Source organism: Methylobacterium sp. E-065 (assembly GCF_022829605.1).
Taxonomy (GTDB): Bacteria; Pseudomonadota; Alphaproteobacteria; order Rhizobiales; family Beijerinckiaceae; genus Methylobacterium.
The window spans coordinates 80,647-103,403 of sequence record NZ_JAKSYD010000295.1 but is presented as its reverse complement, the minus strand read 5'-3'; the positions used below and the strand labels follow the sequence as shown (position 1 = coordinate 103,403).

Genomic DNA, 22,757 nt, shown 5'->3' with positions numbered 1-22,757 from the left:
CGCCCCCCAATGAAGAAGCCGATCGCGTTCTTCGTCCATCACCAGGGCCGCGGCCACGCCAACCGCACGATGGCGTTGGCCGCCGCCTTCGCCCGCGACCGCCCCGTCTCGGTGCTGACAGCGGATCCGCGCCTGTTCGACGGCTTCACCCGCGACATCGAGATCGTGGCTTTGCCCAACATGATCGGCGCCGCGGTGCCGACCCCGCGCCTCTACGCCGAGCCGACGCCGCAGGTGATGCACTGCGTTCCCCTGGGGCTGCCGGAGATGCGCCGGACCATGCGGACCATCCTCGACCACCTCGACGATCGCAATGTCGGCCTGTTCGTGGTCGACGTCTCGGCGGAGATCGCGCTCCTGTCCCGCATCGCCAGCGTCCCCGCGGTGCAGATCCGCATGCATGGTGACCGCTCCGATATCGGCCATGTCGGCGCCTACGAGGCCTGCGTGGGGATGCTCGCCCCCTTCGACGAGCGCCTGGAGCAGGACGATTACCCGGCGCGCCTGCGTGCCAGGACCTTCTACAGCGGCGGCCTGTGCACGACCGTCGACCGGGTGCCGGAGCGTGCCGAGGCGCGCGCCAAGCTCGGCCTCGACCCCAGCCGGGAGATCATCGTGGCGGTGACCGGCGGCGGCGGCAGCGGTACGCCCTACGCGCCGCTCACGGTCGCGGCCCGGGCCGCGCCGGACGCCCTGTGGCTCACCCTCGGGCCGACCCACCGCGAGGGCCACGAGACCGATTTTTCCAATCTGCGCGAACTCGGCTGGGTGGCCTCGGTGACCGATTACCTCGCCGCCGCCGACATCGTGATCGCCTCGGCGGGCGACAACACGGTCCACGAGGTCGCCCGGGTCAGCGGACGCCTGATCGTGATGCCGGAATGGCGCTACTTCGCCGAGCAGACCCGCAAGGCCGAGGCCCTGGTCCGCCTCGGCGCCGCCGTGCAGGCCCCGATCTGGCCCGGCGATCTCCAGGGCTGGCGCGACCTCCTCGCCCGGGCCCGCACCCTGGACGGGACCGCCCTGCGCGCCCTCTACGCCCCGGATGCGGCCGCCCGGGCCGCCGACTGGCTCGAAGGGCTGACCGACGCGCTCTGGGACCTCGCCCCGGCCGGCGCCGAGCCCGCACCGCACCCCGCCTTCGGACCGCTCCAGGGCGTCGCAGCCGAATGAACGCCGCCCCTCCCCCGCCCCCCTCGGAGCCCGAGCGCCGCATGTCTACCGTCTCCGTCGTCACCCTCGCGAAGGGGCGGCCGGCGCACCTGCGCAACGTGCTCCTTGGCCTGGAGCGCCAGACGCAAGCCCCCGCGGCGTTCATCGTCGCGGTGATGCAGGAGACGCCCTACGACCTGCCCGAGGTCGGCTTCCCGGTGCACCAGATCCTCGTGCCGGGCCGTGAATTGCCGCTGGCGGCGGCGCGTAACCGCGGGGTGGCGGCGGCGGACAGCGACGCCGTGGTCTTCCTCGACGTGGACTGCATCCCGGCGCCCGATCTGGTCGCCGACTACGCCCGCGGCCTCGCCGAGCTCGACGGCCTCTTGATGGGCGAGGTGCTGCACCTGCCCGAGCGCGCCACGCTGGGCGCCTGGGACTATGACGGCCTCGACGCCGCGGCGGAACGGCATTCCGACCGCCGCGGGCCCCCGGCCACCGGCCTCGAGATCTGCAACGATTACCGCTGCTTCTGGTCGCTCAGCTTCGCGATCCGGCGGGCCACCTTCCTGGCGACCGGCGGCTTCGACGAGCGCTACACCGGCTACGGCGGCGAGGACACGGATTTCGGCAAGCTGCTGGACAGCCAGGGCATCCCGATCGCCTGGATGAAGGGCGCCCGCGCCTATCATCAGTACCACCCGCACCACATGCCGCCGGTCCATCACCTCGACAGCGTGGTGCGCAACGCCGAATTGTTCGAGGCCAAGTGGGGCTACCGCACCATGGGCCACTGGCTTTACGCCTTCAAGGTGATGGGCCTGATCGACGACACGCCCGACCAGCCGATCCGCATCCTGCGCCGGCCCGACGCCGACGATCTCGCGCTGACCGGACAGCAGGGCCACCAGCCCTACACCAATTCGGCTTCGGTGATCCGCACGATCGCGGCCCGGGCGGGCGAGCCCGCGCCGGTGACGGCGTGAGGATCGCGCTCCTCGCCCATCTCCGTCATCCGATCGCCCCGCCCTTCGCGGGCGGCCTCGAAGCCTACACCTGGAACCTCGCGGACGGCCTCACGGCACGCGGCCACACGGTCGTGCTGTTCGCCTCCGGCGACAGCGACCGGCGCTTCGCCCTGGATCCGGTGATCCCGGTCCATCACGAGCGGAGCTTTTCCGGACTTGAGCACCAGGGCAATGCGGGTCTGAAGGATCATCTCGACGCCGGTTATGCATCCGCCTGTGACCGGATCGCCGCCGGGGGTTTTGACGTACTCCACAACAACAGCCTGAGCCGCCTGCCGCTGGAACCGCGGCGCACCGCCGCCATACCCACCGTCACGTCTCTGCACGTGCCACCCTTCGACGCCCTGCGCTGGTTCGTGCAGGCGAGCCCCGCCGCGGGACACCGGATCACCGCCACGTCGCAGGCGCAACTCGACGCATGGTGGCCGGACGGGGCGCCCCCGGAGGCCTCGGTGTTCCACAACGGCATCGATCCCGCCGCCTGGCCCTACCAGCCGCGCGGGGACGGCAGCGCCGTCTGGTGCGCGCGGATCACACCGGACAAGGGTGCCCATCATGCAATTGCCGCGGCGCGCCGGGCCGGGTTGCCGCTGACCCTGTTCGGCCCGATCGAGGAGCCCGATTACTGGGATGCGCAGGTCGCGCCGCTGCTCGGCGGCGCGATCCGCTACGGCGGCCGGCTCGGTGGCGCCGCGCTTGCCGCCGAGGTCGGCCGTGCCTCCGTGTTCCTGACCACGCCGTGCTGGGACGAGCCGTTCGGGCTCGCAGCGGTCGAGGCGATGGCCTGCGGCCTGCCGGTCGCGGGCTTCGCCCGGGGCGGCGTCCCGGAAATCGTCGGAGAGGCCGGCTCCCTCGCTGCGCCCGGCGACGCGGCCGACCTCGCCCGTGCCATCGCGGCGGCGCTCGCGATCCCGAGGCCGATCCCGCACGCGCGCGTTCTGCGCCTGTTCACCCGCGCGCTCTGGCTCGACCGCTGCGAGGCGCTCTACGCGCAGGCCCGGGCCGGGGCGGCGACCGCACCCTGAAACAATCCGCACCGCCGCGTGCGCTCCAGAGCCCGAGCCCTACCATGACCCGACAGGACCTCATCGCCGCCCTGTGGCACGGCCGCGACCCCTTCGCCGACCCGCCGCCGGATCTGCGGCCGGCCGATCTCCAGGGCTGGCGCAGCATCCATCCCTACTTGGAAGAGGCGGTGATCGATCTCCGCCCCGCCGTCACCGTCGAGATCGGAACCTGGAAGGGGGCGAGCACCCTCTACCTCGCTCGCACCTTGGCCGAGCGCGGCATCGACGGCACGATCGTCGCGGTCGACACGTGGCTCGGGGCCGTCGACCATTGGGCCGATGCGGGCCTCTTCGCGGAACTCCGCACCGAGCACGGCTTTCCGAGCCTCTACCGGACCTTCCTGGCCAACGTCCTGCGCGAAGGCATGGCCGATCGGGTGGTGCCGCTGCCCCTCGACTCCGTGAACGCCGCGGAGCTGATGCGCCTGCGCGGCGTGAGCGCCGACGTGATCCATCTCGATGCCGGCCACGAGGAGGCATCGGTGGCCGCCGACCTGCGGGCGTGGTGGCCGGTCCTGCGACCCGGCGGGTTGTTCATCGCCGACGATTACGACCGGCTCGGCGGCCGCTTCCCGGGTGTGACCCGGGCCGTGGATGCGTTCTGCGCCGAGTTTGGCGTCGCCGGTCCGTGGTCGCAGCGGGGCAAGTGCAAGTTCGTGAAGCCGGAATAGAGCGTAGGTCGCCGGTCATCACCGGCGGCCGAGACCCCTCCGGCCGGCGCCGCCGTGGCGAACAGACCCAGCGTGGCAGAATACGCGGTTGTGGTGCGATCAGGCAGGAACGATCGAGTCCCCAAACAGATGCCCTCATGCGCACCCCGCGCTGTGGAGCCGCCAGCATGTTCATGAAGATCGACCGTCTTCTGACGGAACTGCCCGAGCCGAAGAAGCCCGAACCGAACGCCGCCGCCGCCCTGCAGGAACTGCTCGGTGGCAAGTACGGCGAGATGTCGACCCTCGGGAACTACATGTTCCAGAGCTTTAACTTTCGCAACAAGGAGAAGCTGCGGCCGTTCTACAGCCTCGTGTCGAGCATCTTCGCCGAGGAGATCGGCCACGTCGAACTGGTTTCGACCGGCATCGCCATGCTCAACAACGGCCCGGGCAACCCGAAGTCGAATGTCGACATCTCGAAGGCGCCCTTCGAAGAGATGCAGGACATCCGGCTCGCCGGCAGCTTCCTGTCGAACGGCGGCGGCGCCATGCCGATGAATTCCAACGCCGCGTCCTGGAACATGGACATGGTGACGACGACCGGGAACCTGATCATCGACCTGCTGCACAACTTCCACCTGGAGTGCGGCGCGCGCATCCACAAGCTGCGGGTCTACGAGACCATGATCGAGCCGACGGGCCGCGAGACCTGCGCCTACCTGCTCGTGCGCGGCTCGCTGCACGCCCACGCTTATGCCCTGGCGCTGAAGAAGCTCACCGGGGTGCAGATCGAGAAGATGCTGCCGACGCCCAACATCGACCTGTCGCGCATCCCCGAGTGTCAGAAGTACCTCGACGAGGGCAAGCACCGCCGCCTCTACACGTTCAGCGAGTCGGACTACAAGGAGGCGGCTGGCGTGTGGTCGAACGACGAGGTGGCGCTGCCGGGTGACCCGCCGGGGAATCTGGAAGTCGTCGATGGGGCGCCGGAGGGCGGCAAGATCCCGGAACTGGACGGCAATTACGGTGCGTTCGCGCCGGATTACGCCCCGGAGGAGATCTTCGAGATCGCCAGCAAGCTCTACAAAAAGGGGCGCTGAGGGCCCTTCCACCTCGACCCGATCGTGGGCGCCTGCCGTGACGCAGGCGCCCGCGCAGGACCCGCGTTCAGGGTTGGCGTGACCGGGCGGGCTCTGCGCCGGACCTGGGAAGTCCGGACGGTTCAGAACAGGCCGACGAGCGCCACCCCCCGCGAAGATCACCGCGGCTGTGACTGGCTGGCCCAGCGATGTGGATAGGGTCGCGGTCTGTCCAGGCTGAATGGCGTTGGCGATGCCGGCGAGAACAATCAGACCGTAAAGAGATCACAGGCCTGACCAAGCCGCCGCGGACACGGCCAAGTTTTGGCCCACGGCGCAGAAGTTGCGCCCCACGCAGGCAGGTCCAGCGCATGGCCGGGCTTCGCGGGCGAGGCGCGATACGGCCGAAATGCATAATTCTTGCTGGTGAAGGTCGTCGGGCTCTGCGCTCGACCTCCACGCCCGCTCCGCAGTCATCTCCCCCCTCTGTCTGAGGGGCGGCCGTGGATGCCCGGCGCCCGGTCACCGGGGCGGCGGATTCGGAGCGCCGGCGCATCCCGGCCCGAAGGGTGAAGCTTGAACTCTGCCGCTGGGCCTGTTTATTGACCAGGGGACAATTGCGGAGGTCACGTCCCGTAATAACGCGCTCGTGCGGCCGCTCGTCAGGCTCGACCACCCCCGGACCCGTTCTGGTACGACCGCCCGCGGCGCGCCTCGATCCACGGATCGGCACCACGGAGGTCGGTCGCTCCGGGGCCGGGTTGGATCCGCACCCAGCGCCAGACGCGAAGGTCCCACGCACATGACAGATACCGGCGATGAGCCAGACAAGATGGCTGAAGTTGCCGGGCTGGCGGCGGCGATTGCCGATCGCATCCTCGATCAGCATGTGGCGGGCGCGTCGATCCCGCCCGAGCAGTTCAGAATGCTCGTCCGCGCCGCCCGGATGCTCCTGGATAACGGGGTGCCGTGGCCACCATCGGTCGAGCACGTCGTGATGGAGGTCGCCCGACGCCTGCAGGATTTCGAGGCGCCCGCCACATCCACCGCGCCCTCAGAGGGCGACGACGTGGTCGTGCAACTCACGCGGAGCCTGGGCGCCGTGAAGCGGTCCTGAAGCCTACCTTGAGCAGGCAGGTGCATCCCGCGGCAGGCCCGTCCCGATGGAGCAAAGCCCGCCGGTTCTTCGTTGCGGTGTTCGAGGCGGGCGGCGTCGCCGTCTCCGCCGGGGCCATCGCGGGGCCATACGTTGAGGTTGAACGCGCGTCAGGAGGTTGGCCGGTTGGCTCATGTGATCCCGATCGCCGCCGTAGGGGCGGTTGCCTTGCTGGCCTGCGGCTCCGCGCAGGCGGCCTCCGACATCACCATTGCGGCGATTGCGACCGGGCGGCTCTATGTGGTCGGCACCACCGATCAGCCGCATATGCCGGTGGTGCTGGACGGCCGATTCCGCACCGAGTCCGACGATCAGGGCAAGTTCCAGTACGAGTTGGTCTATCACCCGCCGCGTTGCATCGTCTCGGCGGCGATCGCCGGCAAAGCCTACGACGCGGTGGTCAGCAATTGCGGCGAGCAATGCGCGATTCCCGATTCCAGCGACACCGGCAAGATCCGCGACACCGGCAAGATCCGCGACAGTGGCAAGATCCGCGGCACCGACACGTCCCGCGACATCGGCGAGACCCGTAGCGTCACCGATTCCCGGCATGCCGAGGGTCCGGGACCGGGCCGGCCGGCGGACTCGGCGGCCGGATCCGAGGCACCGGTCAGCGGGGATCGCGAACCGACGCCGCCCGGATCCCGCATCGTGCGACCGCCGCTCCCGCCGCAGAGGCCGACCTCCGGTCTCGGCACCTGAACGGGCGCGGTCGGTTCAGGCCGGCGACGCGAGGGGCTTGCCCTTCTCCACCGTGTAGGTTCCCGCCACGCGCGTCGATCCGGAGCCGTTGCGCAGGCTATGCGGGGTGACAGCCGGAACCTGGAAGCTGTCGCCGGCCCGCAACGTGCGATTGGGCTGGCCGTCGACGAGCAACTCCGCCTCGCCCGCCAGGATCACCGAGGATTCGATTCCCGGGTGCGTATGGCGCGCGACTGTCGCCCCGGGCGCGATCTCGGCGGCGACCTGCACGACGACGTAATGCCCGCCCGGTAATTCCTCGGTGCTGAGGATCGTGCGCGTGACGCCGGAGGTTTGACCGGCCGGCTGCGCCTGCCCTTCGACCGCGACGGCCGTGAAGCCGCTCGAGAGCATGCAGAGCGCGCAATTCACGAAGCTTCGTCTCGACAGCATGGGCGTCTCCTCGCATTCGCGCGCTTGTTTGTCCCGATTGCCGATCGGTCACGCGCAGCCGTCACGATGGGCCCAGTTCCGGCAGCTCGTAAATGCCTGGTTGCTGGATATTCATGGCCCGCCGGATCGAATGAAAGCAGTCGATCGCCGGTCTTATGTCGGCCGTGAGCTCTGTTTGGCCGCCATCGCGCGCCGGATCCACGGCCGGCCGGCACGAAAGAGCCCGCTCCGGCGATCGGAGCGGGCTGAGTATGCCATTGGGGTTTGGGAGGCGCCAGACAACCAGAGGGGAGGCCGAGCCGCATCACCTATTCGAAGGAGGCCTGGGACCGATCCGGCAGGATCTCGGCCGCCGCAGCCCGATCAGGCCAGGAGGGCGGCGAACACGGAGACGATGAGCAGGAACGCGCCCGACGAGGCGAGCACCGCACTGCCTTCCCGATGCTGGAGGACGAAGGCACGGACTGCAGGGAACATGCACGGGACCGGAGATCAAGGATCGTCCGATCAGGGGTGCCGTCGAACTGTGCCCGTTCGAAGGCTCAGGCGGGTCGGGATCGCGCGATCCGTGTCCTGTCGCAGACCGGCAACAGTCCGGCCGCCGCGTCGTCAGCGGCTTCGGGCGTTCGCATCGCGCACGGCACCCGCCGCGGCCGCGCTGAGCGCCGCACTGATCACGACGAGGAGACTTGCGGAGATCATGGAACAGGCTCCTTGGACTAGAGCGAACCAGCACCGAGGATAGTTAATAACCCGTTAAACGGGCTCTGTTTGGAACGAGCTTTCCGTTGAACCAGTGCCAGGAGAAATCGTGGCCCGCAACATCAGTAATGAACCATAACGCTGAGCTTGTGCCGCGGCGAGGCCGGCTTGCGGATCGTCAACAGGGAAAGCGGAGGCCGGCCCGACCGATGCCGGCGCATCGAACGAGACCTTGCGGGCGTGCGCGATCACTCTGCAATCGGGCACGTCTCTCATGCTTCGGTGTGAAGTTTTGCCTTACGCCGGACCGGTGGCCGCCGCGGCGGAGCGCACGCTAAAGCCAGCGCTCGTCGATATCCGTGGCGTTTCGTTCGGCGAGGGGCTGCGTTTCGTCGCCCTGGGCGAAGACCACGATATCGTCGGGGCCGACATCGCGGGTGGCATAGAAGTCCCAACGGCGATGGATGACCCGGGGACCACCGAAGATCCGGAAGGCGTTCCAGTACCGGTCGTCGCGGAAGCCGACATAGTGGACGCAGCGCGTCGTCATCCGCCGGTCATCGGCGCTGAGGTGCGTCCTGCCGCGAGACCCACCGCGCCAAGCGCGGCCGCAGGGGCAGTGACAGGCGATAGGTTGCCTCGGCGATCGCCAGCACGGGGCGGAAGCCGAGGATGCGCAGGCCGATCAGACGGCCGAGCCAGCGCCAGCCCGGGAGACTCGTCCAGAGATGGGCGAACGCCTCGGCACCCGAGACCAGCCGCCCGTCCGCCGTGCGGACGTGGAAGCGTCGCAGGGCGGCCTCGTGGGTCAGGCCGGGCGCGAGCGTCGGAGCGGGCTGAGAATGCCCGACATCGACGAAGGCCAGCCGGTCGGCGCCGTCGCAGGTGCGATAATGGCCGATCTCGGCGCGGCAGAGCGGGCAATCCCCGTCGTAGAAGATCCTGAGGGTCTCGCTGGATGTGCCGCTGGTCATGGGTTCGTCAAAGCCTCAATTGGCAGGCGGGATCAGGATCAGCTTCCCCTTGAAGGGCGCGGCCTGGTTGCGGGTGCTGGTGCAGGCATAGGTCTCCTCCCCCGCCTTCATCGTCCGCAGGCGCAGCGTGCCCTGGCCATTCTGCTTGATCGTGTAGCCCTTCTCGCTCTCCACATGGACCAGGTCGCCGTCCGAATGCTGGATCAGCCCATTCTCGAACTGACCCGGCGCGGTGAGGACCACGGGGGCGTCGGCGCTGCTCTTGATGTGGAGCACGACGTTCGTCTCCGCCGGCAGACGGAGCTCGGCCGGATCACAGACCGGCTTGCCGTCCTGCATGCTGATCGTCAGTTCGACCGGCGGCGTCACGTCGCTCGCCGGGGGCGGAAGCGGCTTGCCCTGCGCGAAGGCCGGCCCCGCGACGAGACAGGCGACGAGGACGGCCGCGCCACGGGTGAGAGTCGGCATCAGGGGCATCTCCGGGACGGGTTTTCGGCGGCAGCCACGCGGCGTGAGCCGACAGGTTCGGCATAAGCCGACGGTACCGTCAGAAAGGCGACGCGCTCCGCCCTGTTCCCGGGCGCAACGCCGCACCGGGACCCGTCGGGCGGGCCTGCCCCGAGGTCAGTCGAGCGCGTAGCCGAGCAGGCCCTCGGTCGCCTGCCCCTCGCACTTGGCGTCGGTCGACACGAAGTGGTCCCGGCCGCCGGCGAGGCAGCGGTAGATCGGGTGGCTGCCCGGGCGCGGCGCCTCGTAGAGGTAGCCGGTCTGCCCCAGCGGGGTCCGGCCCTCGCAGTTCGGATCGCGGCTGACGAAGTGGTCCGCCCCGGCCAGGCAGCTCATCAGCTTGGCGGTGCCCGGCTTCGGCAGGAGGAACAGCGTCCCGAGCGCGGTCTCCATCGTGTAGCCGGGGGCGATGAAGCCGGTCGTGACCCAGTGTCCGCCCGGTCCGAGCGCCCGCTTCAGGGGCGCACGGTCGGCGGCCGGGTTCTCGGTCGCCGCGGCGATCCGCCAGGTGCCCGGATAGGGATCGCCCCCGGAGAAATAGACCGTGACGGATGGCAGGAAGGGCGTGAGGCTGCCGAAGGGGTCGCGCTGAAAGCCCGGGCTGTGATTGAGGTAGAACCCCGTCACGTCCGTGTTCAGGTCGCCGGCCGGGACCCAGGTCGCGGGCGCGCCGCTCAGCAGGGCCTTCAGCGGCATCCGGTAGAGACCCATCTGGAAGGTCTCCCGGTCGGGGTTGCGGGCCGGATCCTTGCAGGCGACCTGCTGGCAGTTGCGCCCCGGCAGCCCCGTGATGACGTAGACGTCGCCGGATGACGGGTCGTAGGCGAAATCGGAATTCGGATTGAGGGTCGCGCCGTCGGTGGTCCGGTTGGGCACCCGGACCGGCGGATCGAAATGCACCGCGTCCGCCGTCCGGCGCACGTACAGGTCGCCGAACCCCGCTACGCCCTGCGGGCCGGTCAGGTCGGTGGTGAAGACGAGCAGGCTGGAGCGGCCGTCGAGGTTGATGGTCGCCGGCTGCCCGGCGCCGTAATTGCCCTGGGCCACGGTCGGGTTGAGCGGGGCGATGACCGGCTCGGGGTAGTCGATCCAGGTCACCTTGTCGTTGGAGAAGGCCAGCCCGGTGTGGTTGTTGTGGCCCGGCAGGTTGTCGGCCCCCGAATAGTACATCGCGTAGGCGTAGGGCTGCCCGTCCGCGGGGTTGCGGAACGCGCCCTTGATCACGCTCGGGTCGCAGACATACTGGCGGTTCCAGGATCCCGGCGTGGGCTGGAAGACGACCTGCGCCGGCGAGAAGCCGCCTTGGGCGGTGAAGGTCCGGTGGAAGATCACGTCGGTCTTGCCCTGGCCGCACCACCAGATATCGGTCGTCTGGCCCTCGACGATGACGCTCGGGGCGTAATTGTATCCGCTCGGATTGGCCTCGTTGACGAACAGGGGCTGTGCCCCGGGGCCCTGCCAGCCGGCTTGCGCCACGGACAGGGACAGCGTCGCCGTTGCGGCGAGGGCGAGACGAAGCAGCTTCGGTTTCACGGCCATCCTGTTCCGGCGCAGAGGGCGCCACCGACCCAGCCCGTCTCGCCAAGCCGGTTATATCGCGGCACGGTCACGCGCCCAGCATGGCCGCGGGCGATTCGAATCGGTGCCCGAATCGCCCCGACGCGCGACTTGACGGACGCGGCCGGATTTCACACACTTGGATTACCGCTGCCTGTAAGTCCCTGTATCAGCTTGGGAACCGCGCTCACGCGAGCGCGCGGCACCGGGGCGCGGACATCCGCGTGTCCGGGCTGGAGGACGGGATCGAGCCCCGCCGTCCCACAGGGGCAAGGATCCGTTGGAAGGATTGTGAAGGCCCGTGAATTCGACAGCCCTGTTCACGATGGTGAGCCTCGTTCTCGGATGGGCCATCCTGGCAGGGGCTGCGCTCGCGAGCGGCCGGGTGCCGACCTTCGCGTTTTTGATCCTCACGGTGATCGCGCTCTACCTCTACGTGCCGTGGGTTCGGCTGCGCGCCAGCGGGATCGACGGGTCCAGCCGGCCGGTCCGGTTCTGGACGAACGCCGCCATGCTGATCGTCACGGTGGCGGCCTGCCTCGCCCTCTGCGTGATGCTGGCCCGTCGGATCGGGTGGCTGTGATCGGGGCCCGGTTCCGGGGTCATGGGGCCGTGACGGCCGCGTCGGCGCGGCGCCACTCGGCGCGCGCGTCGGACCAGCGGTTCGAACGGTCCGATCAGGCGGGATCGGCCCAGATCTCCAGATAGGTCGCGTCGAACTGCGCCAGCCGTTCCAGGCGTGGGCGATCGAGGAACGTCAGCTGGCCGCCGCGCAGATGGATCAGCCGGCTCTCGCGCAGGCTCTTCAGCACCCGATTGACGTGGACCGGGGTCAATCCCAGTGCGTCGGCGAAGTCGCTCTGCGTGATCCGCATCTCGAAACTGTCCTCGGTGGCGAAGCCCACCGTCGCCAGCCGCCAGCGCAACTCGCACAGGAGATGCGCCATCCGCTCGATCCCGACCCGGCGCCCCAGGCTGACGATCCATTCCCGGGCGATGGCCGCCTCGCGGCGCAGGCGGTGGCCGAGGATGGCGGTCAGGTCCTGATGATCGAGGGTGGCGATCCGCGCCAGGGAGATCTCGCCGACCGTACATCGGGTGAGCGTGTTGACGGCATAATCCGCGCGGTTCGCCACGATCGCTTCCGGATCGCAGATATCGCCCGGTATCAGGATAGCGGTGATCTGCCGGCGCCCATCCCGCAGCATGCGGCTGCGGCAGGCATGGCCGGCGAGCAACAGATGGGCGACCTCCGGCTCGGCGCCGGGCAGGAGCAGATCGTGCTGCTTGGGAATGGACCGCTCGCGCATGGGCAGGCCAAGCTCTCTCGCGAACCCATCAGGGGTTGCCGGACGGGTCCCAAAGAGCTGGGCCAGATCGGCCATTGGGGCAGTGAGCATAGGACGCACTCCAGGCCATTGGCGATGCGCCAACCTGGATATTCACGAGCGCGTGAGATCAACGCATCTTCGAGTACAAGTCGGTCGGATATGATTGGACCAAAAGTCGTTTTAGTATTTTCCGAAGCGTACGCAATCGGACATTGGATATTTGCACGATTAAATTGCGCATTCATCGATCGATTGCCGTCACGGTTGGATCTGAATTCGAACGCGGTCAGAGCCAACGACACGCCCTCGCGCCACAGCCGCTGCGTGTGTGACGAGCCCGCGGTCGCGACGGGCTGAAGCGCCCGGGTCTGCAGGTCAGGCTATTTCGGGCTCATCCTCCGCCCGAAGGCACGATATTGATCTAGATCTATCGACTAAAACCTATGTTAATATCATGTCATTCTTGTGGCGGGCGGATAACGATGTCTTTTTCGAAAAAAGTTTTGCGTTGATTTCATGAAGGAAAATTGGATTTCGATCATTTAAATTGTTCTCAATGCGCCCGTCGACCGAACCGATGTCCTAAAGCCGGGTTGGGCAGGGAGCGAGGCTCGATGCTCCCGTGGAGTATGGGACCTGCGGCCGATCGTGCGGTGGGCTTAAGCGCGCCGTGCCTCACGCGAGGAACACTCATCATGTACTATCACGACAAGCGCCTGCAGTACCCGGTCAAGGTCGACAGTCCGGATCCGATTTACGCCCGTATGCTTCAGCAGGCGATCGGCGGTATCGAGGGCGAGATCCGGGTCGCGTTCCAATACTTCTTCCAGGCCTGGGGCAACCGTGCTCCGACGACCAAGTACCGTGACATGCTGCTCCACACGGCCACCGAAGAGATCGGCCACATCGAGATGCTGGCGACCGCGGTGGCGATGAATCTCGAGACCGCCCCCACCAAGGTCCAGGAGGCCGGCGCGGCCGATGCGATCGTCGGCGCCGTGATGGGCGGCGAGAACCCGCGCCACATCGTCGAGGGCATGCTGCACAAGACGCTGCTGTCCACCGGCATGGCCGCCTTCCCGGGCAATTCCGACGGCTTGCCCTTCGACATGAGCCACATCTACGCCAGCGGCAACATCGCGGCCGACATGTACTGCAACGTCGCGGCCGAAAGCACCGGGCGCGTCCTGGCGGTGCGCCTCTACAACGCCACGAACGATGCCGGCATGCGCGACATGTGGAGCTTCCTCATCGCCCGGGACACGATGCACCAGCAGCAATGGCTGGCGGTGATCGAGGAACTCGGGGGTCACGCCGGCACCCTGCCGATCCCGAACTCCTTCCCGCAGGAGAAGGAAAACCAGAAGTTCAACTACAACTTCTTCGGGACCGCTGCGGACGGCTCGCCGCCCCCGGCCGGCCGCTGGACGGAAGGCCCATCGCTCGACGGTAAGGGCCAGTTCAGCGTCGTGCAGAACCAGCCGATGGGCGAGGAGCCGGTGCTCGGTCCGGCACGCCCGGACAGCGCGGCCGAGACCCAGCAGATCGGCTGACGGCACGGCGCTCCGAAGCGCCATCGGTGCGGACTAGGACAGGCAGGTCTCAGAACGGTGACAAGCGCCACATTCGTCGAGGGTCGCGTCTGCCTTGCCCGCACCGACGCGGAGCGTACCCCGCTGGTCCGGCGGCTCGGCCGGATCGAGGGCCAGGTCCGGGGGCTGCGGGCGATGATCGAGGCGGATCGCTACTGCCTCGACGAGATCCAGCAGATCCGGGCGGCCAGCGCCGCGCTGCGCGAAGTGGGGCTTCTGATCATCGGCCAGCATCTCGAGGCGGGCCTGGCTCTGGCGACCCAGCCGCAGGACCGCGAGGCGGTGCTGGAAGACCTCCTGCGCGTCCTGCGGTCCGGCATGACGGAGGCTCGGTCGGGTTGACCGGTTCCGCCTGCGGCGGCTCCGCTTGCGGCAATCGAGGTCGGCAGGGAGGCGGGCTCAGTGACGCGTCAAGGTCTCGACCACCGTGCCGTGCTCGATCGTCTCCGAGAAGCGGGCCAGGCGCCGTTGGCTCGCTTCGCTCAGGCCACCGGCATGGGCGAAGGTGGTCAGCGCGATGCCGACGAGAAAGCGCGCCTCCTCCTCGGTCACGGCGCGTCCGCTCAGCGTGCTGGCCGCACCTCGCACGGCCAGCACGGCCTGCTGGAAGGCCGGATCGTCTTCGAGGTCGGACAGGCGTGTCATGCGTGTAGTCCCGAGTTCGGCGTCCGGTTGCAGCACTACGGCTTCGCTTCGCCGGCCGCCAGCGCAACATGCTTCCGTGCCGGTGCGCAGATGCTGCGTCACGCAGGACAGGTTTTCGCGCGAGACATCCGGAGCGAAAGCGTGCCGTCGGCCCACTATTCCGCTCGGATTAGCAGTCGGCACATCATGGATCAATCTTAAGATCTCGATATCGGCTGATCTATGTTGCGGCGATCGTCCTGGGAACGGGCGCTAATGGCCGGACCGATACTCTTTATTCCTCATAGGTGATCGGCGATCATGCTTCGACATGCCAACGACGGCGGGACAATCGCCCCGCAGGCTCCCCGGCTCCCCGGCAGCGTCCAGTCTCACCTGGGCCATCTGCTCGCTGCGACGTACGCACAGGATGTGATCGAGCCACCCATCGCGGATCGGTTCGCCGAACTGCTGCAGCTCCTGGATGCGGCCTTCGGTAAGGCCCAAGACGGCCACGAGAAGGCGTTCCAGACTGCCCTGCTGCGCCTAGTGCCGAACCTGCAGCGCTTCGCGCGCTCGCTGCTGCGCAACCATGTCGGAGCCGACGACCTCCTCCAGAACACCCTGCTGCGGGCGTGGCGCTCGCGGGCCAGCTTCGTGCCGGGCACGAACCTGGAGGCGTGGCTGTTCACGATCATGCGCAACCAGTTCTACAACGAGCACCGCAAGCGCGGCCGCGAGGTGCAGGACGAGGACGGCGCGCAGGCGGAGCGGATGGTGTCGCTGCCCGAGCAGGGCGGCCATCTCGACCTAAGCGACGTGCGCGTCGCCCTCGACCGGCTCGCGCCGGCGATGCGGCAGGCGCTGGTGCTCGTGGCGATCGAGAACCTCACCTACGAGGAGACCGCTTCCGTCATGCAGTGCCGGATCGGCACCGTGAAGAGCCGCGTCTGGCGCGCCCGGACCCAGCTCGCCGAGCTGCTGGGCTATACCGGCCTGGAGGTCGGCACCGACGAAGTCATGCTGGCCGCCGCTGGGCCGCGGGGCCGGAGACCCACCACGATCTCCTGATTGCGACCCACGGTCAGGGCTCGCCTCGGGCACCCAGCGCGCGTAGGAACGTTCAACCGTCACGCGCGCCAGGAGCCGTCGGTCCCGCATGCCGTTGCCCGAGTTCGCCCGCCGGACCCTCCTCCTCGGTCTGCTCCTGATCCCATGCGCGTTTCCGGCCCGGGCGGCGCCCGGACCTGCGGCGCGTGCCTGGCTGTCGGATCTCGTCATGCGGATCGATGGCGCCGACCGCGCCGAACGGCGGCCGGGATCGGGGCGGCGGGGCGGCACCGTGGTGGTCCATGTGGTGATTGCCCCCGACGGGGTGTTGCAGCGAGCCGAGGTGGAGCGCAGCTCAGGCTCGCCCGATCTCGACCAGCGGGCGCTGCGCGCGGTCCGGGCCGTCGGTCCGCTCTCGGCACCGCCGGCGGGTCTCGTGAGCAGCGGAGGCGTGGCCGACCTCAGCATTCCGGTCGAACTCGGGCGCTGACCGGTCTGCGGCCCGGCGACGACGCGCTCGCCGAAGCCCTCTTCCGGTACAGCGGGGCTGGATGATCGGCCGCTACGCGAAGTTCGGAATCCAAGAGTCCTAAGAGGTGCGGCGCGGATCCGGCGATGATTCCGCGCCGCAGGGATCCGCGACGCGGGACAAACCCGGTCTCGCACGCCCACGGTGCTTGAGGCCAAACCCGCCGGCAGCCTATGAGCGCGGTCACGGCGGCGCTTCCGCGCGCGCAGCCAACCGTTCCCACGATCCTCCCGGAGGTCGATGTCGGGCTTCAGCTTCATCCACGCGGCCGATCTGCATCTCGGCTCGCCGCTGTCGAGCCTGGCGACCCGCGACGCGGATCTCGCCCGCCGCCTCGCCGCGGCCGGGCGGCACGCCTTCGAGGATCTGGTCACGCAGGCGATCGAGCGGCAGGTCGCCTTCGTGGTCGTGGCCGGCGACGTCTACGACGGCGACTGGGCCGACAACACGATAGGCCTGTTCTTCGCCCGGCAGGTGGCCCGCCTCGACCGGGCCGGCATCCCGACCATCCTGGTCCGCGGCAACCACGACGCCGAGAGCGTGATCACCAAGTCGATCACCCTGCCCCCCTCGGTCCACGTCTTCGAGGCCAAACGCGCCGGCACTCACCGCATCGAAGCGTTGCGCGTCGCCCTGCATGGCCGCAGCTTCGAGAACCGGGCCGTCCCGGAAAACCTGTCGCTGACCTACCCGGAGGCCCTGCCGGGCTGGTTCAACCTCGGGATTCTCCATACCTCCTGCACGGGCCATGCGGGCCATGAAACCTACGCCCCCTGCTCGATCGCCGACCTCCAGGCCCGGGGCTACGATTACTGGGCGCTCGGCCATATCCACGAGTATGCCGAGCTGTCCCGGGATCCCTGGATCGTGTTCCCCGGCAATCTCCAGGGCCGCAGCATCCGCGAATGCGGTCAGAAGGGCGCCGTCCTGGTCGCTGTGTCCGACGGACGGGTGACCGGTCTCACCCGCCTCGCCCTCGACCGCGCGCGGTTCGAGCAGGTGTCGGTGGATCTCTCCGACGCCGCCGATACCCGCAGCGCGATCGAGGCGGCCGAGGCGGCCCTGCGGCCGCTGGCGGACGCGGCGGCGGGCCGCTTGGTCCTGGTGCGCGTCCACCTGACCGGCACCACGAAGGCCCACGACGCGCTCGCTGCCGACCGGGACGGCGTGACGGCCGAGATCCAGGCCGCGGCCCACCGGCTGCACGAGGATCTCTGGCTGGAGCGCCTGAAGATCGCGACGCGTCGGCCGCCGGCCGCAGTCGAGTCCTCCGGTGCCGCGATCGACCCGGCCGCCCTGATGGCGGATCTCGACCGCGATCCGGAATTCCGGACCCGGGCCGGGGCCGCCCTCGCGCAGATCCGTGGCCGTCTACCCGCTCCGGTCGCTGCCGAGGCGGATCTGGAGGCCGAGTTCGATGCCCTCTGCGCCGAGGCCGAGGCGCTGATCCTCGGCCGTCTCACCGGCCGGCACTGCTAAGTGGATCGAGAGCCCCGATGCGCCTGATCCACCTCGCCCTGGAGCGCTACGGCGCCTTTACGGACCGCACGATCGCCTTCCGGCCGGATGCGCGCCTGCACGTGGTGCTGGGTGCCAACGAGGCCGGCAAGAGCACGGCGCTCGCGGCCGTCACCGACCTGCTGTTCGGCTTCGGGAAATCCACCCCGTACGCCTTCCAGCACGACATGCCCCTGCTGCGCCTGGGCGCCGAGATCGTCGCCGCGGACGGGCGCCGGCTGAGCTTCCGCCGCCGGAAGGGCAACACCCGCACCCTGATCGACGCCGCCGAGGCGCCGATCCCCGACGACGCCCTGGCACCGTTCGTCGGCGGCATCTCGCGGACCGTGTTCTGCCGCGCCTTCGGCCTCGACGCAGCGAACCTGCGGGCGGGCGGGCGCGAGATGGTCGATGTCGAGGGCGAGGTCGGGGCGAGCCTGTTCGCGGCGGGTTCCGGCCTGCGCGGGCTTACGGAGCTGCACGCTGACCTGGAGGGGGAGGCGGACGCGATCTTCACGCCTCACAAGGCCAAGCACCGGACCTTCTACCAAGCGCTGGAACGCCACGACAATGCCCGCCGGACGATCCGCGAGACGAGCCTGCGCGCGACGGATTGGCGTGCCCTGAACGACGAGATCGCGGCCGCGGCCGGCCAGCTCGAAACCCTCCGCGACGGCCAGAAGGATTTGGCAGTCGCGCGCGCGCGGCTGGAGCGGTTCAAGCGGGTCCGGCCGATCCTGTCCGAGATCGATGCCCTGGCGCAGCGCATCGGGGCCGAGGATGGCTTGGTCGATGCCGATCCTGCCTGGATCGACCGCCTCGGTATGGCCCTTGCGGCGTGTCGCGCCGCGGAGGCCGAAGCCGAACGGGCCGGCTCCGCCGTCGCCCGCGCCCGGGACGACGCGGAGGCGGTGCCCGTCGAGCCGGGCCTGACGCTCCGGGCCGACGAGATCCTGGCGGTTTTCAGTGGCACCAAGGAATTCGAGAAGGGCGGCACCGACCTGCCCCGGATCGAGGGTGAGATCCATAAGGTCGACCTGGATCTCGAACGGCTGCGCGCCCGGATCGGCCTTGCCGACCTCGCGGCCCTGGAGGCCGGCCAGCCGACCGACGCCGCCCGGGCCCGGATCGACCGGCTGATCCGGGACCACAGGACACTCGCGGCCGCCGAGGACCAGCTATCCCGCGATCACGCGGCGGCGCTCACTGAGCGCGACCGTCTGGCCGGGGAGATCGAGGCGGCGGGCGCAACCCGCGATCCGACCCCGCTCCGCGAGGCGCTGAAGCCCCTGGCGCGCCTTCACGAGCGGATTGCCGCGCACGACAGCCTCAGCGCCAACATCCGGCACGAGACGGCGCTGCTGCGCAATCAGGCGGCCCGGATGGCGCCGGCCATCTCGGATATCGCCGTCCTTGTCCGGACGCCCCTGCCCCACCCGGAGGCGGTGGCGGGCTATCGTGTGCTTCTCGACGGGAAGGCCCGCGAGCGGGAGCGGGCCGCCGACCACCGCGACGCGGCGCAGCGTCAGGTGAAGGCCACCCGGGACCGGCTGCGCGAGCGCGCGGCCGGCCAGCCGATCGCCACCCGGGAGCGCGTCGCGGCGCTTCGGGAGGCGCGCGACGCGGCCTTCGCGCCGCTGCGCAGAGCCCTCGAGTCGGGGCGCATGCTGGAGTCCGCCGAGATCGCGGCTTACGAACGTGCGCGGCTCGACGCGGACCGCTTGGCCGATGCGCGCGCCGACGACGCCGCCCGGGTCGCGGCCCACGCGGCCGACCTCGACCGCCTCGCCGCCGAGGAGGAGACTCTCGCCGGCGCCCTGCATGAGCTCTCCGGGATCGAGGCCCAGATCGCCGAGGGCGAGGCCGCGTGGCGCGCGGCTTGGGGGGGGACCGGCATCACCCCCGCGTCGCCGGTCGAGATGGCGGCGTGGCTCGCGGAGGTCGAGGACCTGGTCGAGGCCGAGCAGCGGCTCTCGGGTGACCGGCTCCGGCTCGACGAGACCCGCGCCGCGATCGAGGCCGCCCGGGCGCCTCTCGCCGAACTGAGTGCCAGAGCCGGGCTCGACGCCTCGCCCGGGATCGAGGTCGGGCCGGCTCTCGAACGGCTCGAAGCGCGCCTCGCCACGCTGACCAGCCGCTGGGAGGCCAGCCTACAGACCGGCGGGCTCCTGCGCGCCGCGCGCGCCGCGGCCGAGCGGCTGGACGCTGCCCGGGCCGAGACGGAGAACCGCCGAGCGGGGTGGCAGAGTGAGTGGAGCGCGGCGCTGCGGCTCATCGGCCTCGACGCCTCGGCCCGGCCCGAGGAGGCCGAGAGCGCCCTGGAGGCGTGGCGGGCGGTCCCCGAACGGCTCACCGAGCGCGCCGCGCTGACCCGACGGGCCACCGGCATCCGGCGCGACATGGAGACGTTCCGGAATGCCGCTGCGGCTCTTGTCGAAGCGCTCGCCCCCGATCTCGTGGAGGCCGGCCCCACGGCGGCGATCCGCGCCCTCCACGGCCGGCTCGTCGCCGCCCAGGCCCACGAGGCCCGGCGGGTCGAACTCGACCGGCGGTTGGACGAGGCCGCCGCAGCCGGTCGTGCCGCCGCCGACGCGTTGACGACCGCGCGCGCGGCGCTGACCCGCCACGTCGCCGCACGGATGCCGGACCAAAGCGATGCGTCGATGCCGGAACTCGAAGCGCTGTTCGGCCGTCTCAGCGCCCGGGAGGCGCTCCGTGCCGAGCTGGAGCGGCTGCGTGTCAGCCTCGCGGGCGCGTCGGATGGGCTGCCGGAGGCGGAGCTGCGCACCGGGCTCGAGGCGCTGCCGCCCGAGGCGATCGAGGCCGAGCTGGCCCGGCTTGCCCTGGAGGCCGAGGAGCTGGAGGAGCGCGGCCGGGTGATTTTTTCCGACCGTGACAGGGCCGAGCGGCGGCGGGCAGAGCTGGAGGGCGGGACCGGGGCCGAACTGGCGCTCGCCGAGCGCAAAGCCGCGGAGGCCGATCTGCAGGCGGCGGCCCGTTCCTGGGCGGTGCTGCGGCTGGCCGGGCTGATGCTCGGTCAGGCGGTGGCCCGGCACCGGTCGGGGCAGCAGGATCCCCTGGTGGCCCGAGCCGGGGCGCTGTTCCGGTCGCTTACCGGCGGCGCCTTCTCGGGCCTCGCCCAGACCTTCGACGAGGCCGATACCCCGAAGCTCGCCGGGCAGCGCAGCGGGGGCGGATGGGTCGGCATCGAGGGCATGAGCGAGGGCACCCGCGATCAGCTCTACCTCGCCCTGCGGCTCGCCTATCTGGAGGATTACGCTTCGCGCGCCGAGCCGGCGCCGTTCATCGGCGACGATCTTTTTTCGACGTTCGACGAGGCGCGAACCGGGTACGGCCTCGACGCGCTCGCCGAGATCGGCGCTGCGGTGCAGCCGATCCTGTTCACCCACCACCGCCACGTGGCTGAGATCGCCCGTGCGCGGCTGGGGGACGCGGTGGATGTGGTGGCTTTGTAGGGAGCGGGCTTCAATCGCTCAGGATTGGTTGTCTCCGCGGATCCCCCTCCCCGTTTGTGGGCAGGGAGAGACGCAAAGGCCGCTCCAGGCCTCCTCCTACGAAAGCCCGCCGACCCATCACGCCCCGAGATACCGCGCCTCCAGATGCGTCCGGAACGCCGCCGTGCCGAGCGGCGCCCCCGTGGCGCGGGTCAGCAGCGCGTCGGTGTCGAGCAGGCTGCCGACCTCATGCACATTCGCACGCAGCCAGCGCCGCAGCGGCGCGAAATCGCCCTGCGCCAGGCAGCTTGGCAGCGCCGGCTCGGCCGCCCGGGCAGCCCGGAACAGCTGGGCGGCCGCGAGCGCGCCCAGCGTGTAGGTCGGGAAATAGCCGAACGCGCCACTCGGCCAGTGGATGTCCTGCAGGCAGCCCATCCGGTCGTCCGGGACCGTGAGACCCAGCAACTCCCGCATTCCGTCGTTGAATGCCCCCGGCAGATCCCGCACCGCGAGATCGCCCGCGATCATCGCGGTCTCCAGCCGGTAGCGCAGGAGGATGTGCGCCGGGTAGGTCGCCTCGTCGGCATCGACCCGGATGAAGCCCGGCGCGACCTGGGTGTTGAGCGCGTGCAGGTTCTCCGGAGACCATTCCGGCCCCGTGCGCCCGAACGCCTCCCGCAGCAGAGGCGCCAGGAAGGTGAAGAACTCCCGGCTCCGACAGGCCTGCATCTCGACGATGAGCGACTGGCTCTCGTGCAGGCTCATGCCCCGAGCCGCGCCCACCGGCTGGTTGCGCCAGGAGCCCGGCCGGCCCTGCTCGTAGAGGGCGTGGCCGGTCTCGTGCAGCACACCCATCAGCGCGCGGCCGAAATCGGCCTCGTCGTAGCGGGTGGTGATCCGCACGTCGTCGGTGGCGCCGCCGCAGAACGGGTGGAGGCTGATGTCGAGCCGACCCCGGGTGAAGTCGAACCCCACCGCCTCCATCAGCTTGAGGCCGAGGGCGCGCTGCACCGCCACGTCGAACGGGCCGGTCAGCGGCACCGGCGCCGGGCGGCCGGCCTGGATCTCCCGGGCCTGGGCGATCAGCCCCGGCAGCCACGAAGTCAGATCGGAGAAGAGCGGGTCGATCGTCGCCCGGCGCATGCCCGGATCGTAGCTGTCGAGCAACGCATCGTAGGGGTCGAGCCCGAGGGCTGCGCCCTTGGCCTGGCCGATCTCGCGTTGGAGCCGCAGCACTTCGGCGAGGTGGGGCTCCAGCTTGGCGAAGTCCGCGTCGCGGCGCGCCTCGCGCCAGACCATCTCGGAGCGGGAGACCGCACGGGAACTCGCCTCGACGAGGTCGCGCGGGACCGCTGTGGCGTGGGCCTGCGCGCGGCGCATCTCGCGCAGGTTGGCGGCGGACCAGGCTTCGAGGCCGCCTTCGCGCTCGGCCGCGTCGAGATCCCCGGCCGCCTCGGGCTCGGTCAGCATCGCGTGGGCGAGGCCGCGCAGGATCGCGAGCTGGTCACCCCGCGCCGACGCGGCGCCGTCCGGCATCAGGGTCTGCGCATCCCAGCCGAGGATGCCTGCGGCCCCTTCGAGGGCGGCGAGGCGGGCGAAGCGCTGTTCGAGGGTCTGGTAGGCGGTCATGCGGTCTCCGGTCCGGTCCATCGTGCAGGCGGTTGCGGGAC

At 69.9% G+C, this 22,757-nt stretch carries 22 protein-coding genes and 1 pseudogene; 14 read left to right on the top strand and 9 right to left on the bottom strand.

From position 1 onward, the window contains the following. Nucleotides 1–9: 9 nt before the first annotated feature. The 5 genes from MKK84_RS33755 (at nucleotide 10) to MKK84_RS33735 (ending at nucleotide 5,000) form a co-directional block, all read left to right on the top strand. A complete protein-coding gene (locus MKK84_RS33755; protein WP_243927163.1) occupies nucleotides 10–1,173 on the top strand; it encodes a glycosyltransferase in 1,164 nt (387 codons plus the stop codon). Nucleotides 1,174–1,214: 41 nt separating this feature from the next. Next, a complete protein-coding gene (locus MKK84_RS33750; RefSeq protein ID WP_243927162.1) occupies nucleotides 1,215–2,138 on the top strand; it encodes a glycosyltransferase family 2 protein in 924 nt (307 codons plus the stop codon). Further along, on the top strand, nucleotides 2,135–3,205 hold the full coding sequence (locus tag MKK84_RS33745) for a glycosyltransferase (RefSeq protein WP_243927160.1): 1,071 nt from the start codon (nucleotides 2,135–2,137) through the stop codon (nucleotides 3,203–3,205). The genes MKK84_RS33750 and MKK84_RS33745 overlap by 4 nt, the downstream gene beginning before the upstream one ends. A gap of 44 nt (nucleotides 3,206–3,249) precedes the next feature. Further along, nucleotides 3,250–3,918 (top strand): class I SAM-dependent methyltransferase, encoded by a 669-nt coding sequence (locus MKK84_RS33740; RefSeq protein ID WP_243927158.1) that lies wholly within the window; start codon nucleotides 3,250–3,252, stop codon nucleotides 3,916–3,918. Nucleotides 3,919–4,085: 167 nt separating this feature from the next. Further along, the gene (locus tag MKK84_RS33735; RefSeq protein WP_243927157.1) at nucleotides 4,086–5,000 is read left to right on the top strand and encodes a manganese catalase family protein; all 915 of its coding nucleotides are present in this window, start codon (nucleotides 4,086–4,088) and stop codon (nucleotides 4,998–5,000) included. A gap of 156 nt (nucleotides 5,001–5,156) precedes the next feature. Here the strand turns inward: MKK84_RS33735 and MKK84_RS35785 are convergent. Continuing rightward, nucleotides 5,157–5,252 (bottom strand): annotated as a pseudogene (locus MKK84_RS35785) (EamA-like transporter family protein); the annotation flags it as partial. 559 nt (nucleotides 5,253–5,811) lie between these two features. Here MKK84_RS35785 and MKK84_RS33730 point away from each other — a divergent pair. Both MKK84_RS33730 and MKK84_RS33725 read left to right on the top strand, forming a co-directional pair. Then, nucleotides 5,812–6,096, top strand: coding sequence for a hypothetical protein (locus MKK84_RS33730; protein WP_243927155.1), 285 nt, complete (start codon nucleotides 5,812–5,814; stop codon nucleotides 6,094–6,096). 165 nt (nucleotides 6,097–6,261) lie between these two features. Beyond that, complete coding sequence (locus tag MKK84_RS33725) at nucleotides 6,262–6,837, top strand: hypothetical protein (protein WP_279599859.1); 576 nt, start codon at nucleotides 6,262–6,264, stop codon at nucleotides 6,835–6,837. A gap of 15 nt (nucleotides 6,838–6,852) precedes the next feature. On the opposite strand, the gene MKK84_RS33720 is transcribed toward MKK84_RS33725, so the two are convergent. The 5 genes from MKK84_RS33720 to MKK84_RS33700 all read right to left on the bottom strand — a co-directional run bounded on the left by MKK84_RS33720 (nucleotide 6,853) and on the right by MKK84_RS33700 (nucleotide 10,991). Continuing rightward, nucleotides 6,853–7,269: a cupin domain-containing protein gene (locus MKK84_RS33720; RefSeq protein WP_243927153.1), complete on the bottom strand. Its 417-nt coding sequence runs from the start codon at nucleotides 7,267–7,269 to the stop codon at nucleotides 6,853–6,855. Between the two features lie 1,036 nt (nucleotides 7,270–8,305). Next, complete coding sequence (locus MKK84_RS33715; RefSeq protein ID WP_243927151.1) at nucleotides 8,306–8,521, bottom strand: hypothetical protein; 216 nt, start codon at nucleotides 8,519–8,521, stop codon at nucleotides 8,306–8,308. Nucleotides 8,522–8,528: 7 nt separating this feature from the next. Further along, entirely contained in the window at nucleotides 8,529–8,945 is a 417-nt protein-coding gene (locus tag MKK84_RS33710; protein ID WP_243927149.1) for a thiol-disulfide oxidoreductase DCC family protein, read from the bottom strand. Nucleotides 8,946–8,960: 15 nt separating this feature from the next. After that, nucleotides 8,961–9,413, bottom strand: a complete 453-nt coding sequence (locus MKK84_RS33705; protein WP_243927147.1) for a cupredoxin domain-containing protein — start codon at nucleotides 9,411–9,413, stop codon at nucleotides 8,961–8,963. A gap of 156 nt (nucleotides 9,414–9,569) precedes the next feature. Then, the gene (locus MKK84_RS33700) at nucleotides 9,570–10,991 is read right to left on the bottom strand and encodes a hypothetical protein (protein ID WP_243927145.1); all 1,422 of its coding nucleotides are present in this window, start codon (nucleotides 10,989–10,991) and stop codon (nucleotides 9,570–9,572) included. Nucleotides 10,992–11,310: 319 nt separating this feature from the next. Here MKK84_RS33700 and MKK84_RS33695 point away from each other — a divergent pair, with 319 nt between their 5' ends. Further along, entirely contained in the window at nucleotides 11,311–11,592 is a 282-nt protein-coding gene (locus tag MKK84_RS33695) for a hypothetical protein (protein WP_243927144.1), read from the top strand. Between the two features lie 94 nt (nucleotides 11,593–11,686). On the opposite strand, the gene MKK84_RS33690 is transcribed toward MKK84_RS33695, so the two are convergent. Then, nucleotides 11,687–12,319 (bottom strand): Crp/Fnr family transcriptional regulator, encoded by a 633-nt coding sequence (locus tag MKK84_RS33690; protein WP_243927142.1) that lies wholly within the window; start codon nucleotides 12,317–12,319, stop codon nucleotides 11,687–11,689. A 716-nt stretch (nucleotides 12,320–13,035) separates the two neighbouring features. Between MKK84_RS33690 and MKK84_RS33685 the strand changes: the two genes are divergently transcribed. Further along, the gene (locus MKK84_RS33685) at nucleotides 13,036–13,893 is read left to right on the top strand and encodes a manganese catalase family protein (RefSeq protein WP_243927139.1); all 858 of its coding nucleotides are present in this window, start codon (nucleotides 13,036–13,038) and stop codon (nucleotides 13,891–13,893) included. A 57-nt stretch (nucleotides 13,894–13,950) separates the two neighbouring features. After that, nucleotides 13,951–14,274: a metal-sensitive transcriptional regulator gene (locus tag MKK84_RS33680; RefSeq protein ID WP_243927137.1), complete on the top strand. Its 324-nt coding sequence runs from the start codon at nucleotides 13,951–13,953 to the stop codon at nucleotides 14,272–14,274. Nucleotides 14,275–14,331: 57 nt separating this feature from the next. Here MKK84_RS33680 and MKK84_RS33675 read toward each other — a convergent pair whose 3' ends face one another. Then, nucleotides 14,332–14,577, bottom strand: coding sequence for a hypothetical protein (locus MKK84_RS33675; protein ID WP_243927135.1), 246 nt, complete (start codon nucleotides 14,575–14,577; stop codon nucleotides 14,332–14,334). A 300-nt stretch (nucleotides 14,578–14,877) separates the two neighbouring features. Between MKK84_RS33675 and MKK84_RS33670 the strand changes: the two genes are divergently transcribed. From MKK84_RS33670 to MKK84_RS33655, 4 genes are all read left to right on the top strand, one after another. Then, on the top strand, nucleotides 14,878–15,627 hold the full coding sequence (locus MKK84_RS33670) for a sigma-70 family RNA polymerase sigma factor (protein ID WP_243927133.1): 750 nt from the start codon (nucleotides 14,878–14,880) through the stop codon (nucleotides 15,625–15,627). A gap of 88 nt (nucleotides 15,628–15,715) precedes the next feature. Then, nucleotides 15,716–16,096, top strand: coding sequence for an energy transducer TonB (locus MKK84_RS33665; RefSeq protein WP_243927131.1), 381 nt, complete (start codon nucleotides 15,716–15,718; stop codon nucleotides 16,094–16,096). Between the two features lie 279 nt (nucleotides 16,097–16,375). Then, a complete protein-coding gene (locus MKK84_RS33660) occupies nucleotides 16,376–17,614 on the top strand; it encodes an exonuclease SbcCD subunit D (RefSeq protein ID WP_243927129.1) in 1,239 nt (412 codons plus the stop codon). A 17-nt stretch (nucleotides 17,615–17,631) separates the two neighbouring features. Then, entirely contained in the window at nucleotides 17,632–21,108 is a 3,477-nt protein-coding gene (locus MKK84_RS33655) for a YhaN family protein (RefSeq protein WP_243927127.1), read from the top strand. 117 nt (nucleotides 21,109–21,225) lie between these two features. Here the strand turns inward: MKK84_RS33655 and MKK84_RS33650 are convergent, their stop codons facing one another. Next, nucleotides 21,226–22,716 carry a carboxypeptidase M32 gene (locus MKK84_RS33650; protein ID WP_243927125.1) on the bottom strand — a complete coding sequence of 497 codons (1,491 nt, stop codon included), beginning with the start codon at nucleotides 22,714–22,716 and terminating at the stop codon, nucleotides 21,226–21,228. Nucleotides 22,717–22,757 lie beyond the last annotated feature (41 nt).

Bases quoted from the DNA above. Each gene is read 5' to 3' on its own strand.
- MKK84_RS33705 (WP_243927147.1), bottom strand. From the start codon at position 9,413: ATGCCGACTCTCACCCGTGGCGCGGCCGTCCTCGTCGCCTGTCTCGTC.
- MKK84_RS33675 (WP_243927135.1), bottom strand. From the start codon at position 14,577: ATGACACGCCTGTCCGACCTCGAAGACGATCCGGCCTTCCAGCAGGCC.
- MKK84_RS33660 (WP_243927129.1), top strand. From the start codon at position 16,376: ATGTCGGGCTTCAGCTTCATCCACGCGGCCGATCTGCATCTCGGCTCG.
- MKK84_RS33735 (WP_243927157.1), top strand. From the start codon at position 4,086: ATGTTCATGAAGATCGACCGTCTTCTGACGGAACTGCCCGAGCCGAAG.
- MKK84_RS33655 (WP_243927127.1), top strand. From the start codon at position 17,632: ATGCGCCTGATCCACCTCGCCCTGGAGCGCTACGGCGCCTTTACGGAC.
- MKK84_RS33720 (WP_243927153.1), bottom strand. From the start codon at position 7,269: ATGCTGTCGAGACGAAGCTTCGTGAATTGCGCGCTCTGCATGCTCTCG.
- MKK84_RS33730 (WP_243927155.1), top strand. From the start codon at position 5,812: ATGGCTGAAGTTGCCGGGCTGGCGGCGGCGATTGCCGATCGCATCCTC.
- MKK84_RS33710 (WP_243927149.1), bottom strand. From the start codon at position 8,945: ATGACCAGCGGCACATCCAGCGAGACCCTCAGGATCTTCTACGACGGG.
- MKK84_RS33740 (WP_243927158.1), top strand. From the start codon at position 3,250: ATGACCCGACAGGACCTCATCGCCGCCCTGTGGCACGGCCGCGACCCC.
- MKK84_RS33670 (WP_243927133.1), top strand. From the start codon at position 14,878: ATGCTTCGACATGCCAACGACGGCGGGACAATCGCCCCGCAGGCTCCC.
- MKK84_RS33755 (WP_243927163.1), top strand. From the start codon at position 10: ATGAAGAAGCCGATCGCGTTCTTCGTCCATCACCAGGGCCGCGGCCAC.
- MKK84_RS33715 (WP_243927151.1), bottom strand. From the start codon at position 8,521: ATGACGACGCGCTGCGTCCACTATGTCGGCTTCCGCGACGACCGGTAC.
- MKK84_RS33700 (WP_243927145.1), bottom strand. From the start codon at position 10,991: ATGGCCGTGAAACCGAAGCTGCTTCGTCTCGCCCTCGCCGCAACGGCG.
- MKK84_RS33750 (WP_243927162.1), top strand. From the start codon at position 1,215: ATGTCTACCGTCTCCGTCGTCACCCTCGCGAAGGGGCGGCCGGCGCAC.
- MKK84_RS33665 (WP_243927131.1), top strand. From the start codon at position 15,716: ATGCCGTTGCCCGAGTTCGCCCGCCGGACCCTCCTCCTCGGTCTGCTC.
- MKK84_RS33690 (WP_243927142.1), bottom strand. From the start codon at position 12,319: ATGCGCGAGCGGTCCATTCCCAAGCAGCACGATCTGCTCCTGCCCGGC.
- MKK84_RS33685 (WP_243927139.1), top strand. From the start codon at position 13,036: ATGTACTATCACGACAAGCGCCTGCAGTACCCGGTCAAGGTCGACAGT.
- MKK84_RS33650 (WP_243927125.1), bottom strand. From the start codon at position 22,716: ATGACCGCCTACCAGACCCTCGAACAGCGCTTCGCCCGCCTCGCCGCC.